Source organism: Flavobacterium sp. NLM, from assembly GCF_002210235.1.
GTDB classification, from domain to species: Bacteria; Bacteroidota; Bacteroidia; order Flavobacteriales; family Flavobacteriaceae; genus Flavobacterium; species Flavobacterium panici.
On the sequence record NZ_LIAC01000022.1, the window covers coordinates 1 to 13,458 of the forward strand.

A 13,458-nucleotide genomic window follows, 5' to 3' on the forward strand; every position below is an offset into this window, starting at 1 on the left:
GATTTACAATTATAACCGATCCAAGAAAAATGGCATGCTATAGTGGAGTTGTACCTTTTGATTTTCAATCCGGAACATCATTAAAAAGAAGGCCTGGAGTATCAATGCTTGCTGATAAAAATTTAAAAACTATTCTGCATCTGGCCGCAATGAGCGCTGTTCGATTAGACAATGATTTAAGAAAATACTACATCAGAAAAGTTGATGAAGGAAAGAATAAAATGAGCGTTTTAAACGCTGTGAGAAACAAAATAATACATCGGGTTTTTGCGGTAATAAAAAACCAAATCCATTATCAAAAAGATTTGGTTTTATCATAGAAATCAGGATGACAAACGGTGCTCTTTTCATCCTAAAAACAATTCACTCAAAATGAGAATTGAGAAAATCGAAATTTGGATTAAAATCTTTTATTAATTGAATTTTTCTATCCCTCTTCCAACCCTTTAATTCTTTTTCCCTAGAAATTGCCTCTTGAATCCAATTGAATTTTTCATAATACACTAAGAATTGAATATTATACCTGGACGCAAAGGTCTTTGTATTGGTTTCAATATTTTGAGCATGTTGATTAAGCCTGCCTTTCAGGTTATTAGTAACACCAATATAAAAAGTTGATCGAAATTGATTGGTAATGATGTAAACATAATAACTATGAAAACCTATTTGAGGAATTAACATTTTTTTAGACAAATGTAATCTTTATCTTATAATTTAACAAGTGTAATACCATAAAACTTTAGTTTGTCATCCTGAGGAAGGAAGGATCACACAAGAAACTCTTCAAAGAAACTCCACGCATTCTTTGTCATCCTGACAGAGGAAGGATCACACAAGAAACTCCACAAAGTAATTCCACAAAGTATATCGCCAATCTTTGTCGATCAGCGAGTGTGATCCTTCGTTCCTCAGGATGACAAACTACTCTTTGCAGAGTTTCTAGTGCGATCCTTCCTCCGTCAGGATGACATAAAAATTCGTGCAAATTCGTATAATTGCTTCGCCTGTTCGCTATCGCTCGGGTTGTGGCAAACCTAACAACCCACGATTTCAAAGAAATCCTTTTTTTGAAACTGTTTTTGTTTTCTGTACTTTTACAATATTAAAAAAGTATTTTGTCAAGTTTAAAAAAACAGTCGGGCAGTTTAACTGAAAAAGCTGGGATTTCATCTCCTGAAATCACCAATGTTTCGGCTATCAATCAAATTAAAAACAAACGCAGGCAGCAGCCTTCTGCTTCTGAATTAATCTCTGGAATTCTTTCCGGAAATATAACGGCGCTGAGCCGTGCCATTACGCTTATCGAAAGCACCAATCCTGATCATGCCGCAAAAGCAGATGAAATTATAAAAGGCTGTCTTCTGCATGCTAATAAATCAATCCGCATAGGAATCACGGGTGTTCCCGGTGTTGGAAAAAGTACTTTTATTGAGGCATTTGGAACTTATTTGACTCAGGCAGGAAAAAAAGTGGCTGTTCTGGCTGTTGATCCCAGCAGTTCGATTTCGCACGGAAGTATTCTGGGCGATAAAACCCGAATGGAAGAATTGGTAAAAGATGAAAATGCTTTTATCCGTCCGAGTGCTTCTGGAGAAAATCTGGGCGGTGTTGCCCGTAAAACCCGCGAAACGATTATTTTATGCGAAGCCGCAGGTTTTGACACGATAATTATAGAAACGGTTGGCGTGGGACAAAGTGAAACTGCTGTTCACAGTATGGTTGACTTTTTTCTTTTATTAAAAATTTCCGGCGCAGGCGATGAACTTCAAGGCATCAAACGTGGTATTATGGAAATGGCACACGCAATTGTCATCAACAAAGCCGACGGAGATAATATCAAAAAAGCCAATCAGGCAAAACTGGAATTTAACCGGGCTTTGCATTTATTTCCTCCAAAAAAATCAAACTGGCAGCCAAAAGTTACGACTTGCAGTGCCATTACTAAAGAGGGAATTTCTGAAATCTGGAACACAATTTCTGATTATTTTGAACTGACGAAAGAAACTGGTTTCTTTCAGGAAAAAAGAAACGAACAAAATCAGTTTTGGATGATGGAAACTATCAACGAACAACTGAAACAAAATTTCTACAATCAGCCTGAAATTATTTCATTATTGGAACAAAATAAAAAAGCGGTGCAAAACAATGAAATATCACCTTTTGCAGCCGCTCAGCTTTTATTAAATCAATATAAAAAGAGCTTCTAATTTCTTAAAGCTTTTTTTACTATTTCATTTATTTTACATTAATTGAAATTGTATAAGTCTCTTCACTTTCCTGAATAGGGTATTTACCAGGAACTAAAATATCTGAATTGAACTTAAAAGATTTAACTAATTCCGGTTGTATAATCTGTCCTTCAGGTATTACATAAAATTCTCCATTTCGTAATAATTCTTTTTGATGTTCTTCAGTCAAAGCACTTTTTTGAATTTCCATAACAAAATTTCCTTTTTCATTTGTAACACGTACTGGTGTTCCGTCAGTATTTGGTATAAGAAAACCGTGCCAGCCAATGGTATAAACATGAGAACAAAAGCCACCTGGCTGGCTGCAGTCAACATTATGTGATCCCCAATTTCGCACAAGAATTCCAATGTCATCATAGATTCTTCTGGAAGTTAACTGATTTTGCTGTTCTGTTTTTGATGATTCAGCATTTTGATCTTCGCTTGAATCGTTGTTACAGCTTATAAAAAAAACTGCAAAAACAAAAACTAACATCACTTTTAATACTTCAGATTTTTTAATCTTTTTTTGTTGTAAACTTTTCATAATAAATTAATTTAATTGATCCCTACTCTATTGTTGGCTTTTCAGGTTACGCCTTTGGTTTAGTATAGATCAATTAAATTTATTTTTTGTTACCCTTTTTGTTTGAATTTTAACACAAAAAAAAGCTGCTAAGTATGAAATTACATACCTAACAGCCTTTTTAAAGTTACTAAGTTACTGAGGTTCTAAGTTGCTAAGGTTTCTAAATATTGTTATTCAAAAACTCAGCAACTTATAATCTTAGCTACTTAGAACCTTTTCCTCTAAGCTTATATTTATTTTCCTTGTATAAATTACCTGCAGTTATAACGTGCGCTAAGGCATCTTTTGCTAATTCTTCGTTTAATTTAACGGGAATTAAAGTCGTATCGTTTTTGATTTCGAATTGAAGCGGTTTCAAATTCGGCTGCATAATAACAACTTGATTTTCAACTCTAAATGCGTTGATATCGTTGAATTGCATAATCGATCTCCCCTGCACTTTTGGATCTAATTTACTCAGGTTTCTACCAACCATTGGTGTTTCAAACGGAAGTCCTAAATAACTTAATAACGTTGGCGGAATATCGATTTGACTTGCCAGTCTGTCATAAACTGCTCCTTTTGGAACTCCAGGTCCCATAATAAAGGCCGGAATGTGGAATTTATTTATTGGCACTAAATTTTTTCCGTACGTTCTCGTGTTATGATCTGCGATTACGATGAAAATAGTATTTTTAAAATACGGTTCTTTTTTAGCCATTTCGAAGAATTTCCCAATCGAGAAATCGGCATATTTCATGGCGTTGTTTACCGTTGCCGCTTTTTTATCAAATTGTTTTATTCTTCCCGCAGGATATTCAAACGGTTCGTGATTTGAAGTCGAAAACATTAAAGAGAAAAATGGTTTATCTCCTTTTGATTTGAAATAATTATTGGCTTTGGTTACTAAATCTTCATCAGAATAACCCCAGGTTCCTTTGAAAGCGTATTTATTTCCATCTGATTCAAAATCTTCCTGATCTACAATATCACTGAAACCGTTTCCGTTGAAAAACGAAGCCATATTATCAAAATTCGCCATTCCGCCATAAATGAAACTCGTATCATAACCTTTTTGTTTTAAAGCATCGGCAAGCGTAAAAAATCCTTGTTGTGAGTTTCCAAGTTTCACTACACTTTCAGACGGTGAAGGTAAAAATCCCGTTACAACGGCTTCAATTCCGCGAACACTTCTGGTTCCTGTGCAGTATAAATTGGTAAACAATAATCCTTCTTTTGATAATTTATCAAATTCCGGCGTTAATGGTTTTCCACCTAAAATTCCAACATATTCTGCGCCTAAACTTTCCTGTAGAAAAATCACCAAATTGTATGGTTTTTTCTTAACAGAATCCGGCTGCTGTACATGCAGAAACGGAATTTCGGCATCTGTAAAATCTGTTGGTCCGGCAATCATGTATTTTTTTACACGGGCAATGGCTTCGGCTTCATCCATTTTACCATACATTTTTGTGTTTCCTTCATTCTTAATAGAATAAGCAGCAAATGCAACGGTATAAAATGAATTTAACCCTAAAGTATTTGTCAATTGATCTGTTGAGAAAACAGCGTTACTGGCATTAATAGGACGCTTTGAAGTAAGACTTGAACGTGCTCCGAAAAACAATAAAAATGCTACTAACGGAAATGCTATTAGTTTGAATTTATATTCGGTACTCGTTGTATAAAAATATTTTTTTCCTTTTTTGAAGGCGAAATAAATCACAACTCCCAAAATCAGGAAAGTTACAATGATGGAAGTCAGATAACTTTTTAAAAGCATTCCAACTACTTCTTTAGGATAAATCAGATAATCTAAGAAAATTTTATTCGGACGTGTGTCGTATTGTTTTACAAAGTCCGGCGAAGCTAATTCTACAAAAAGAATCAGAAACAGCAATAAGAAACTGTAAATTACCAAAAACCTATTGGTGAATTTCAACCATTTATTTGGCAGAAAAGTAATTAAAACGGCCGGCAGAAACGATAAATAACAAAGTAAAATCAAGTCCATTCGCAGACCGATTGGGAAAATATACCAGAAATCTGGCGTCTGCTCTACCCTTTCTTTAAAAAGGAAAAATAAAAATATTCGGCTTAAGGTTGTAATCAGTAATCCGATTAATATAAAATTGAAAATAGGTTTTAAATAACTTAATTTTTTCATTAGATGATTTATATTAGTTTTTGGTTGAGATTATGAAGTTGCAAAGTTTATTTTATCTCGCAAAGTTTATTTTATCTCGCAAAGTTTATTTTTTAATCTCGCAAAGTCGCAGAGTCGCGAAGTTTTTGTTTTTTAAGTCTTTAAATAAACTTTGCGTCTCTGCGACTTTGCGAGCAATTTTCGTTGCTGAATAAAAGACTTTAAAAAAAACTTGGAAACATAGGAGACGCACTGCAGTGCGTCTCTACATGTGCGTTTTTACTCTTCGTAACGGTTTATTTCTCTGTCGTAAAATTCATTGGCTTTAACGATAAGGCCTTCCATTTCGGCATTTAATTCTGCTTCATCAAGATCTTCGGCTTCTTCCATAAATTCAACCTCATCATCTTTTAAGTTGATTATAAATCTTGGGTAATCAAGGTGAATGATGAAAATATCATCTGGAAAATCAGTATTATCGCCAAGTAAAAATTTAGGTAATTCCATTTTATATATGTTTATTTTATGTTTTACAATTGCCTGTTAAGCAGGCTGTTTTTTTTGCCACAGATTACACGGATTAAAAGGATTTTTATTCAAACAAAATAGAATCTGTTTCATCTGTGTAATCTGTGGGCTATATTTTTAAACCTCAAATTTAGTTATTTGCAAATGAATTTGAGATTAATTTCTTTGTGAGATAATGAAAGCGCATGTACAGGAAAATTGCCGCTGTGGTTAATCCTGCCAAAAGCCCTATCCAAACACCCTGCGCCTTCCAGTCTGTATATTCTCCTAAATAATACGAAATAGGAAAACCAACAACCCAATAGGCTACAAAAGTGATATACATGGGAATTTTGACATCCTGCAAACCACGTAACGCACCCAGAACGACAACCTGAACTCCATCGGAAATTTGGAAAATAGCCGCGATCAATAATAATTTTGAAGCGATTTCGATTACTTCGGTATTGTCTAAAATTTGTCCGCTGTTCTCCATATTTAAAAAGATATGCGGAAAAAAATCATGGAAAACGACAAACAGAAACGCAAAAAATGTTTCGATTACAATGGCAAGCAAAAATATAGAACGCGCCACAACAACGAGGTTTTTATAATCCTGCAATCCTCTCTGGTTACTTACTCTAATCATCGATGTTACGCTTAATCCCATCGCAAACATAAAAGTAAGCGACGATAAACTCAACGCAATTTGATTGGCCGCCTGACTCGTTTTACCAATATTACCGCAAAGCCAGATGGAAGCGGTAAACAATACGACTTCAAAAAGCATTTGCATAGCAGACGGAAATCCTAAGTTTATTATTTTTTTAAGCGTTGCGCTTTTGATTTCGCTGAAACTGAAATTTTTGAAAAAGTGTTTTAAGTCATTTCTTCTTGACAGCATAATGTGCATGAACATTACCAGAAATATTCTCGAAATCACGGTTCCAAGCGCGGCACCAATAATTCCCATTTTAGGAAAAATCCAAATGCCGTAAATCAACACATAATTGATTCCTACGTGAAGTACGTTTGCCATAATCATGGCGTACATCGAATATTTAGTCATCGATTTTCCGTCGGCAAATTGTTTGTAACCCTGATACATTACTAACGGAATCAGCGAGAAAGCAACCCAGTCTAAATATGGTTTTGCCAGTACAATTACTTCTTTAGGCTGTTCTAATAATTCCATTAATGGTTTTGCCAAAACAATTAAAGTAAAAAGTAATAACCCAATAATAGCGCATAAAAATAAACCGTGATGAAATGCAGATCGAATTTTGCCATCGTTTTTTTCAGCATCGCCTTCGGCTACAATAGGCGTAATAGCAGTCGAAAAACCAATTCCTAATGACATGGCAATAAAAATCATACTGTTTCCAAGTGAAACTGCCGCCAATTCAGTACTTCCTAATTTCCCTACCATTATATTGTCAACAATACCTATTAAGGTATGCCCAACCATACCTAATATAATAGGATATGCCAGTCTGAAATTATACGAAAACTCTTTGGTGTACTGCTTTAAACTCACTTTACTGCTTTTTTTGGGGTCAAAGATAATCAGAAGCTTCGAATTCTATCCTATTAATAAAAAGATAAGCCAATTTTAAGGCTAAAATTAGCATATCGTAATATTATATAACGATTTCTAAAAATTATATAACAACTCCAAAAGACCTCTATTTTACTTTTACATTATTAATAATTCAAAGATATATGCCATGAAAAAGTTACAGTTTATATGCCTCGCTGCATTCGCATTTTTATATTCTAATGCCAGTTTTGCTCAAGATAATGCAGCAACAAATTACGATCAGGGTTTTAGATTAGGAATTGGTTTAAACGGAGGTATCCCAACTGATACTGACGATTATGATTTTTCACTTGGTGGAGACGTTCGTTTACAATATGACTTATCTAAAAGAACATCTTTGACATTAACTACAGGTTTTACAAACTTGTTTGTGGGGGGTAAAGATGAATTAGGAAACAACATAAAAGATTTAGGATTTATTCCTGCAAAAGCTGGTTTTAAAGCTTTTTTCTGGGAAGACCAATTTTATGTTCTGGGTGAAGTAGGTGCCGGTTTTGCAGTAACAAACGGGTATAACGACACCACATTTTTATGGGCTCCAGGAATTGGGTATGCCAACAAATACATTGACGTGAGTGTCCGTTATGAGGACTACGACAAGTTCAACACCAATCAAATTGCGCTTCGTTTAGCGTATGGTTTTGATCTATAAAAAGAAAGGTTTATTTTATTTTTTTGTTTTTGGTAACAAACCCGGAAGTTTTCATAGTCTTCCGGGTTTTGTATTTTATTAAAGTATCGAAAAAAATACTTTATAAAAATTTCCATTCAATTATCATAGACCAAATAGTTTATTACTGTTCCGTTTATTTTTCTGCCACAGATTAAAAAGATTAAAAAGATTTTTTGCAAAGTCTATTCTAAAAAAACAATCAGTGAAAATCCTTTAATCTGTGGCAAAAATAACACAATACAGGTTTCTGCTTTCCAACAACAAACCCGACAGGTTTTAAAAACCTGTCGGGTTTGATCGTGGTAAGATTTTGATTGAGAAATCTTTTTCAAAGTTTAAAACTTTGAAAAAGATAGGTGCGTATAAATTTTAAAGTTAAACCAATTATCTAATTATCAAATTGACACATTATCTAATTCTCATTCAAGAACTTTTTATCCGTCAACGTTTTCATAAAAGCAATCAGCTGCTTTTTTTCTTTATCCGATAAATTCAATTTGTCTTCGGGCAATGTTTGATTTGGCACATCAAATCCTAAACCTAATCCTCCGCCCTGATCATAAAAATCTATCACTTCTTCCAGCGTTTTATAAACACCGTTATGCATATAAGGAGCTGTGAGTTCTATATTTCGTATCGTTGGTGTTTTAAACGAATTTTTGTGAATAGCAGCCTGCGTAATTACAAACTTCCCTAAATCACCATCTAGTTTTTTACTTTTATCAGGAACACCAAGAATTTCACTTTCAGATCGGTCAAAATTTGGCGGAACAGTTCCGTTTGTTAGCGGAATAAAATGACAAGTTGCACATTTACCTTTTCCGGCAAATAAATTAAAACCTGCTTTTTCATCTGCTGTAAAAGTTGTTTTATTCTGCATATAATTATCAAATTTTGAATCATAATGACTTAAAGAGCGAATATAAGATGCCAAAGTATTTTTGATAGCAAATTCGTTTATTTCGCCTTTCGGAAAAGCTTTTTTGAACTCTTTTACATAGTCCGCATTTTTTTGAATCGCCAAAGCTGATTTCTCTAAAGATCCATGCATTTCGTTTTCATTTTTAATTACTGCAACTGCCTGATCTTCGAGATAACTTACTCGTGAATCTGTAAAAAACACACGCTGAAAAGCAATATTAGTAAGCGTTGGTGTATTACGCTGAATCATTGATTTTCCGTCTAATGTAACGGCTCTTTCTAATCCGTCTGTAAAAGCTTTATCAGCATGGTGACATGAAGCGCAGGAACGTGTATTGTTTCCGGATAAAATGGGATCATTGAATAACTTTTTACCAAGGGCAATTTTTTCAGGCGTTGTTTGATAATCAGGAAAACCTGAAAAGGCTTCGGGATCAAAAGCATCTTTCTCAAATAGCGTTTGGGCTGTTGGCTTTAAACCTCTTTGTTCTTTCATTAACGGAATTCCCAATTCTGTCTGTGTTTTAAAAAGTCCTTTACTTAAAGGATTTAAAATTTCTTTGATAAAATAAGCACGATCAAACGCATCAAAATTGTTATTTGTCTGCAAATACTTTTTTCCTTTTTCTAAAATTTCAAGTACTTGATTGGAATTTGAAACTTCTTTATTTTCCAGATAAACACGGTAATATTTTTCGATTGTTTCCAAAGCTACTGAAGCTTCCGTAAGTGAGTTTAGCACAACGGGAGAATCAAATCCGGTAATTCCTAAAGTTATAATTCTATAAACTTCTAATCGCATGGCATCAAAAACATGAGCATCTGTCAATTCATTTGAATTGGAAACTTTTTCTAACCGAATTAAATTTGCCGATAAAACGCCTAATTCCTGAAGCAGTTCTTTTTTATTGTTTTTATCGTATTTAGGAAAAACTAATTCTTCAACAACCTGAAATCCTTCGGGCGGAACGGTTATATTATCATTGTCTTCAAACTCCGGTATTGCTGGTCCATTAATCGATTTAGAAACTGCCGGCGAATAATACTCACTTAGCAATTCGACTTTTTTATAACTTTTATGTGCTTCGAGAAATTGTTTCTGAATTTGCGCTTCTGCAGCATCAGATTCTACTGAATGTTTCAGTTCATTAACTTTTTCGATTAATAAAGAAATGTCTTTTTGAAACAATGTATTTATTTTTTGATGTTTGTCTTTTTTCTGACAAGCAGCAAACACAAGCAGGAATAACAAACAATATATTTTTTTCATGGTGTAATGACAATTAAAAGAGGAATATGCAGAAAAACAGAAACCACTACCTCAAATTGAAATAGTGGATAACTGTTTTATTATTACTTAACAATTTATCTTGCCAAACCTTGTATAACTACAATTTGACTTGCTTGCTGCTCACTCGGGCGGTTTGCTCCTCCATCAGGATTTTTATATTTTGCTCCTGTCCAGGTATGCGGTTGTACACTTAACATAAAAGTATCTTCGATACCAAGTTGTTCAGACACGTCAATCAAAGCTCCATACTCCCAGCTTCCAAATTTAGAAGTTCCGCCAATGTTGTATTTAGCAGCATCAGCCGCTGTACGACGGTGATCTAATTCTACTACAACTTTCAAAACTTTTGTAGCAATATTGTATTGATAGATATAAGCATCGTGAGTTTCATCCCCGTATCCGTTTGCATCTTCCTCAACGTAAACGTAGTTTTTGGTCACACAAATGTTATCCGGATTTTGGAATTTACCAGCAATTCCGCTGCGGTTATCTCCGTCAAGAATTACTTCAAGAGTTCCTTTTAATGGATCGGCAGCATCAAGATTTAATCTGTAAACCCTGCCGTATTTAGTTCTTGAACCGTCAGCATTAGTTGTTGTAACATCTTGCCCCGTTACGTTAAAATACAATTCACGATCTGCATTATCCCCGCCTTTACGGTAATCTAAATCTTCTACACGACCAAATTTAACCGCTTTCAAAGTATTTACAGCCGCATTAATCTGCGCACCTGTAAGTGTTTTATGATCCTCAATTTTCACAAAAGAAACCGGGTAAGTTTTACCAGTCTCCATATCTTTTTCTCTCTGGTTATCATCATTTCTTTTTAGCATATACAAAGAACCATTAGTTAAATCACCCATAGTATTTGCTACATACATAAAAACCTGACCTCCGTAAGTACCAGAATCGTCATCACCAATTACAACAACTGTTTTGCCTTTGTAAGCAGAAGAACGTAATGGTAAAGCATTTTCTGCACTTAAACGTCCAAAACTTGCTAACTCTTTAGATACAGATGCCGAACCTGCGCTTCCGTAAGGATCTAATGCATGTGTGCGAGATTCTTCTCCAGATTCTCCACAAGTTAAATAAACAGGTCCAAAACCATGTTCTGCCTGTGTAGCCATAGTTGCACCGCACAATCTCCAGGTTCCTCCGCTAGAATTTAACAAATATTCTCCTTTAGTAGGTTTGAATGTTTTGTCAAGTGTAATTCTTGAAACCGAAAAGTTGTCTTCGTTATTTACCAAAAAAGTAAAAGTTCCGTCTGTATTTTTTAATAAACCAGAACCATCTGCAGAACCTCCAAAAATATATTTTGGACTATCAGGAAAAACGTCATCTGAACTAAAAAGAGAATAAATCTTCAGGTTTTCAAAACCTGCCTGTTCCTTTAATAAACTTGGCGTTACAGATTGATCTTTTAACACAACACTTGTTGTTTCTGTTTCGTCTTTAGAGTCGTTGTCGTTACAAGATGTAAACACCGAACCTAAAATAAGTAGAGGTAAAATAATTCGTTTCATTTAGCTAAATATTGGTTTTTATTTTTTTACAAAGTAAATCCCTACTCTTTAACTAAAAATGACTTAGACATTATCAAAAAAATAAGGCTTTTGGCAAAAACACCTTACGAGAGCAAAAAAATTAACATTAATTTAGTAATACAAAATACACTTAAACTTGCAGTAACATAAAACCGAAAAAAGAGTCTTACTTTATGACTCCCAAAAATAAACCCCGACAGGTTTAAAATCTGTCGGGTTTGCATATATGTTGAAAAATTATCTAATGATCAAATTGACACATTATCTAATTTCTAACTTTTCTCCAAAGTCTTCTTGTAAGTCTCAAAATTGTCTTTAATCTCTTTAGGCAATTCCGGAACCTGAATATCCGTGTATTGTTTCATTTCTTCCCAAATAATCTTCGCTACAATATAACGCGCCATATCTTTATCATCAGCAGGAATTACATACCAAGGCGCATTTTCTGTCGAAGTCTCGTTTATTGCTTCTTCATAATATTGCTGATATTCATCCCAATGTTCACGTTCTTTTAAATCGCCCGGAGAAAATTTCCAGTTGTGCTTTCCTTCTTCTAAACGGCGTAATAAACGATTCTTTTGTTCGTCTTTACTCAAATGCAGAAAAAACTTCATAATCACAGTTCCGTTTTCAGTGACGTGTTTTTCGAAGTTATTGATCTGTTCGATTCTGTTTTTCCAGAATTTAGGTTTAATGTCGTCAACCGAATTAATTCCCGGTAAATTCTCTGCCAGAATAAATTCAGGATGCACTCTCGTTACCAAAACATTTTCATAATGCGTTCGGTTAAAAATCGCAAATTTTCCTTTCTCAGGCAAAGCAATATAATGACGCCATAAATAATCGTGTTCCAGTTCAGTCGAATTTGGTGTTTTAAAACTATGTACCACAACCCCACGCGGATTAAATTCTTTAAAAACTTCCCTAATCAAACTGTCTTTTCCCGAAGTGTCCATTCCCTGAAGGCAAATCAAAACGCCATATTTATTGTGCGCATACATCACATCCTGAAAATCGCTTAATTTTGCCTGAACTTTATCCAGCTTCTCTTCTTTTTCATCATCGCTTGCATCAATATTTAATAAAGTTGGAAGTTTACTTAATTTAATTTTATCTGTGACTTTAAAATCTTTCGGGTCTATTGATTTCATATTTTTTGATTTTCATTTTTAAGTGGTAAAATATGTTATCGCTTTTCATTTATGCATTCTTAAATGACTTTTTCAAAACAGCGATTTCATATTTTCAAATTTTGTATCATAAATATAGTAATTTTACGAAGCATATTCCTGCTATTCATTGCAATACTTTTTCAATAAATTGCTTTTTTCCAAAGCCATAACAAGAGCTTCCGCTGGTCGCTTTGTTCTGTCAGGAAAAAATTCAATTTCTTTTCAAAGTATTTTCATTACTATCAGGGCTAGGCATTGGTTTTCAAAAGAAGAATTACAACATTCAAAATTTATAATGACTAAAAAAAATCTATTGCTATTCCTATTTTTCATAAACCAAGCTTTTTGCCAGGATAAAAACAATACAAATCCAGAAAAAGCTATAGTCGAAGTATTTGAGAAATGCTATAAAGATTTAAACCCAATTGAAGCAACAATAAATATTATTCCTGAAAAGAAAAATGTAAAATTTTGTTCGTTATACCAATGTGTTTCAAGAGTTGCATATGTTGAAAAAGAAAAGGATATTGAAAATGTAATTATAAAAAGAGCTGTAGAAATAGCTGTTAGATTATATAACGACGGAACTCCAGTATATTTAATTTACGGAATGAACAGTTCAAGCCAAGCCGATTGGGATAATCAAATTTTGACAGATGACGATAATTTAATTTATGTAAGTATTGCAGAATGTATTGTTTCACATTCTTTGATAAAAATAAGTGAAGCAGTAAATAAAGCAACAATGGAGTTAATTAATAACTCTAAATCAATAAAAGCAAAAAAAATAGAATAACAACAT

General features: G+C 33.9%; 12 protein-coding genes. 4 read left to right on the forward strand and 8 right to left on the reverse strand.

Going from position 1 to position 13,458, the window contains the following annotated elements; genetic code table 11:
- A partial coding sequence (locus APR43_RS21940; protein ID WP_131724167.1) for a transposase occupies nt 1-320 on the forward strand: 320 nt, incomplete at its 5' end.
- Between the two features lie 43 nt (nt 321-363).
- On the opposite strand, the gene APR43_RS21945 is transcribed toward APR43_RS21940, so the two are convergent.
- Nucleotides 364-681 (reverse strand): GIY-YIG nuclease family protein, encoded by a 318-nt coding sequence (locus APR43_RS21945; RefSeq protein WP_053474019.1) that lies wholly within the window; start codon nt 679-681, stop codon nt 364-366.
- Nucleotides 682-1,115: 434 nt separating this feature from the next.
- Between APR43_RS21945 and meaB the strand changes: the two genes are divergently transcribed.
- Nucleotides 1,116-2,207 carry a methylmalonyl Co-A mutase-associated GTPase MeaB gene (meaB, locus tag APR43_RS21950; protein WP_053474020.1) on the forward strand — a complete coding sequence of 364 codons (1,092 nt, stop codon included), beginning with the start codon at nt 1,116-1,118 and terminating at the stop codon, nt 2,205-2,207.
- A 28-nt stretch (nt 2,208-2,235) separates the two neighbouring features.
- Here the strand turns inward: meaB and APR43_RS21955 are convergent, their stop codons facing one another.
- From APR43_RS21955 to APR43_RS21970, 4 genes are all read right to left on the reverse strand, one after another.
- Nucleotides 2,236-2,775 carry a hypothetical protein gene (locus tag APR43_RS21955; protein WP_053474021.1) on the reverse strand — a complete coding sequence of 180 codons (540 nt, stop codon included), beginning with the start codon at nt 2,773-2,775 and terminating at the stop codon, nt 2,236-2,238.
- Between the two features lie 244 nt (nt 2,776-3,019).
- Complete coding sequence (locus APR43_RS21960) at nt 3,020-4,963, reverse strand: LTA synthase family protein (protein ID WP_053474022.1); 1,944 nt, start codon at nt 4,961-4,963, stop codon at nt 3,020-3,022.
- Between the two features lie 258 nt (nt 4,964-5,221).
- Entirely contained in the window at nt 5,222-5,449 is a 228-nt protein-coding gene (locus APR43_RS21965) for a hypothetical protein (protein WP_053474023.1), read from the reverse strand.
- 151 nt (nt 5,450-5,600) lie between these two features.
- Entirely contained in the window at nt 5,601-6,986 is a 1,386-nt protein-coding gene (locus tag APR43_RS21970) for an MATE family efflux transporter (RefSeq protein WP_053474024.1), read from the reverse strand.
- Between the two features lie 190 nt (nt 6,987-7,176).
- On the opposite strand from APR43_RS21970, the gene APR43_RS21975 reads away from it, so the two are divergent.
- Nucleotides 7,177-7,701, forward strand: a complete 525-nt coding sequence (locus tag APR43_RS21975; protein ID WP_053474025.1) for a hypothetical protein — start codon at nt 7,177-7,179, stop codon at nt 7,699-7,701.
- Nucleotides 7,702-8,134: 433 nt separating this feature from the next.
- Here APR43_RS21975 and APR43_RS21980 read toward each other — a convergent pair whose 3' ends face one another.
- From APR43_RS21980 to APR43_RS21990, 3 genes are all read right to left on the reverse strand, one after another.
- A complete protein-coding gene (locus APR43_RS21980) occupies nt 8,135-9,913 on the reverse strand; it encodes a cytochrome-c peroxidase (protein ID WP_053474026.1) in 1,779 nt (592 codons plus the stop codon).
- Nucleotides 9,914-10,008: 95 nt separating this feature from the next.
- On the reverse strand, nt 10,009-11,463 hold the full coding sequence (locus APR43_RS21985) for a hypothetical protein (protein ID WP_053474027.1): 1,455 nt from the start codon (nt 11,461-11,463) through the stop codon (nt 10,009-10,011).
- A 293-nt stretch (nt 11,464-11,756) separates the two neighbouring features.
- On the reverse strand, nt 11,757-12,635 hold the full coding sequence (locus tag APR43_RS21990; protein ID WP_053474028.1) for a PPK2 family polyphosphate kinase: 879 nt from the start codon (nt 12,633-12,635) through the stop codon (nt 11,757-11,759).
- A 316-nt stretch (nt 12,636-12,951) separates the two neighbouring features.
- Between APR43_RS21990 and APR43_RS21995 the strand changes: the two genes are divergently transcribed.
- The gene (locus tag APR43_RS21995; protein ID WP_123924598.1) at nt 12,952-13,452 is read left to right on the forward strand and encodes a hypothetical protein; all 501 of its coding nucleotides are present in this window, start codon (nt 12,952-12,954) and stop codon (nt 13,450-13,452) included.
- The last annotated feature ends 6 nt before the right edge of the window (nt 13,453-13,458 follow it).